General features: G+C 40.4%; 4 protein-coding genes. All 4 read right to left on the bottom strand.

Annotated features, from left to right (window positions below; translation table 11 throughout):
- Window positions 1–523: rhodanese-like domain-containing protein (locus BTA31_RS23340; protein WP_422109656.1), on the bottom strand; the 523-nt coding region annotated here is incomplete at its 3' end.
- A 70-nt stretch (window positions 524–593) separates the two neighbouring features.
- Window positions 594–1,172 (bottom strand): sulfurtransferase TusA family protein, encoded by a 579-nt coding sequence (locus tag BTA31_RS12840; protein WP_076792173.1) that lies wholly within the window; start codon window positions 1,170–1,172, stop codon window positions 594–596.
- A gap of 109 nt (window positions 1,173–1,281) precedes the next feature.
- A complete protein-coding gene (locus BTA31_RS12835) occupies window positions 1,282–1,764 on the bottom strand; it encodes a DsrE/DsrF/DrsH-like family protein (RefSeq protein WP_076792170.1) in 483 nt (160 codons plus the stop codon).
- A gap of 145 nt (window positions 1,765–1,909) precedes the next feature.
- Window positions 1,910–2,170, bottom strand: a complete 261-nt coding sequence (locus tag BTA31_RS12830) for a metal-sensitive transcriptional regulator (RefSeq protein ID WP_076792167.1) — start codon at window positions 2,168–2,170, stop codon at window positions 1,910–1,912.
- Between the last annotated feature and the right edge of the window lie 361 nt (window positions 2,171–2,531).

The following is a 2,531-nucleotide window of genomic DNA, read 5'->3' as shown; positions in this document are numbered from 1 at the left end:
GTAAATGTGTATCGACCACATGTTTAATTGTAACGTTTCTCTCTTTTGCAAAATCTATATATGCATCAACAGTGCGAGCAGGGTCAACTACAATTGCTTCTCCGTCAGTCTCGATAAAATAGGATAAACAGCCTTTCCCCATTCTTACGAATTGATAGATCGAGCCTCCTTCTTTCAAGTCTCCGATTTTGACTGGATGTAAAAATTCGCTCCACGCCTTCATGCCGCCTTCAAGTGCAAAAACTCTTTCATAACCGGCATCCACTAAATGCTGTGCAACCATTTCTGAAGATCCTTGTTTGGCGCAAACGACTAGAACATCTTGATCTTTAGGAACTTGGCCTGCAATTTTATCTACACCATCAATTAAATCAAAATACGGAACATTTAAATGTTCAACCCGGCTGCCCTCGATTTTCCAATCACTAAAGGCATCTTTATTTCGTACGTCTAAAATAAAAAACGATTCTTTTCTTAATACCTTTTCGGTTACTTCTTTTGGTGAAATGATTGTAAAGTCCACTTCTAAACCTCCTTAGAATGTTAGCATCTCATTGGCATCATGTTGCAATGGTCGCAACTTTTGCAGCCGTTCAATTTATTGATCCTTTTTCAATAGGCCCTGACCACTCCTCCATTCCCCGTACCACATTTTCAACGTCTTTAAAGCCGTTAGCTGCAAGCTGTTTAGCTGCCAGATCGCTTCTACTACCTGTACGGCAAACAACATAAATTTTCCCGTCTCTATTCAGTTCGTGTGCTCTTTTTTCAAGTTCACCTAATGGGATTGAAATCGCTCCGGGAATATGGCCGAAACGATACTCTGCAGGTTCCCGAACATCAACTACTGTTAGCCGTTCTCCCGCCTCTACCTTTTTTTGAAGCTCTTCATTTTGGATCGTATAAGGAAACGTTTTTTCTTTCTTTATTTCCGAGTGACCTGCTTTACGAAGAAAATGCTTTAATATATCTCCGTCTTCTGTCGTCCCGAGATACTGGTGGCCGCTTCCCTTTGCCCATGCCTGTATATCAGCAAGAGACCCTTTATCAGTAGCATGCACTTCAATTACCTGCCCCGGTTCTAACTCATTCATGGCCTTTTTCGTTTTTACAACGGGCATTGGACAAGCAAGCCCTTTTGCATCTAATACGCGATCAGTTTTGATGTTCATTAATTATCCCTCCATATTCATTTTCTGTTTTATATCACTGTTCCATTGGTCTGCTTCAGGATTCTTGTTATGCAGACCCCTAAGAAGCAACCGTTCAATTTGGAGACCGTTATATAAATAAATTCACTTTTGCTTCGTTGGCGTCCCCTAGATAAGCGGCAACTCCTGCATAATCAAGGCCGTCGATGAGTTCTTCTTTTTGCAAGCCTAACAAGTCCATTGTCATTGTACAGGCAACAAGCTTAACTCCTTGTTCTTGCGCCATTTCAATCAGTTGAGGCAGAGACAGCACGCCGTGCTTTTTCATGACATGTTTGATCATTTTAGGCCCGATACCGGCAAAATTCATTTTAGATAAGCCAAACTTCTTTGAACCACGGGGCATCATAAAGCCGAATGCTTTTTCAAGCGGTCCTTTCTTGACTGGCACCGGTTCATCTTTTCTTAAAGCGTTAAGCCCCCAAAATGTATGAAAAATTGTTACCTCATGATCATAAGCAGCGGCGCCATTTGCAATAATAAAAGCGGCAATCGCCTTATCTAAGTCACCGCTAAATAAAACAATGGTCGTTTTTTCTTTTTGGTCTGACATAGATCAACTCTCCTGTTTTTATATACTCATACCCGTATGGGTATGTAAAAAATAAAAAAATATAAGCTTCAGCTCTTTATACCCTTAAGGGATTTTTTTAACCAGGGGGTGTACAGAGGCTGTATTATCAACAGCCATCTAAACATTATCTGCTTTTAACCAATAAATTAACGGCTTCTTGAATGAGGTCTTCGGTATCTTCTCCTCTGTCAATTTGAAGGCGAACGCATTTCTCCAAGTTGCTGCTGACAACAACACCAATGGCGCGATCTAACGCGGAACGAACCGCTGACATTTGGCTTACGAGTTCTTTACACTCTTTTCCTTCATCCATCATTTTTAATATCCCTCGAACTTGACCCTCAACTCGCTTGATCCTATTTTTTAATTGATCATCGTATTCCATCAGATAACCTCCCACTTTCTTATGATGATAATATATCCATCGCAAAACCGTTACTATGCAGATATGAATTGTACATTTCAGTCACATTCGTTAATGATCTAACCAGTGATGACTTTTTGTCCAGACAAGCTTTATCCTAATGGAATGTCACCACCTCAATACATATACCCCTATGTGTATAATACTGGACTGCTGAGGATAAATCAAATTTTAGGCTCCTGTAAAGAAAGGGAAGTATAATAAGCGATCCTTTAAAACTAAAAAATACATCGAAATCTTTGACGGCAGAGAAGAAAGAAGTTATCGTCGGCCGCTTCGGCATTGATTAAAGAAAAAGCGCGCGCGAAGGAGCTTGGGATTT

Origin of the sequence: Bacillus haynesii (assembly GCF_001969855.1) — a bacterium.
Lineage (GTDB): Bacteria > Bacillota > Bacilli > Bacillales > Bacillaceae > Bacillus > Bacillus haynesii.
Note: the sequence above shows the minus strand (reverse complement) of the source record. Positions and strands in the feature narration are given on the sequence as shown.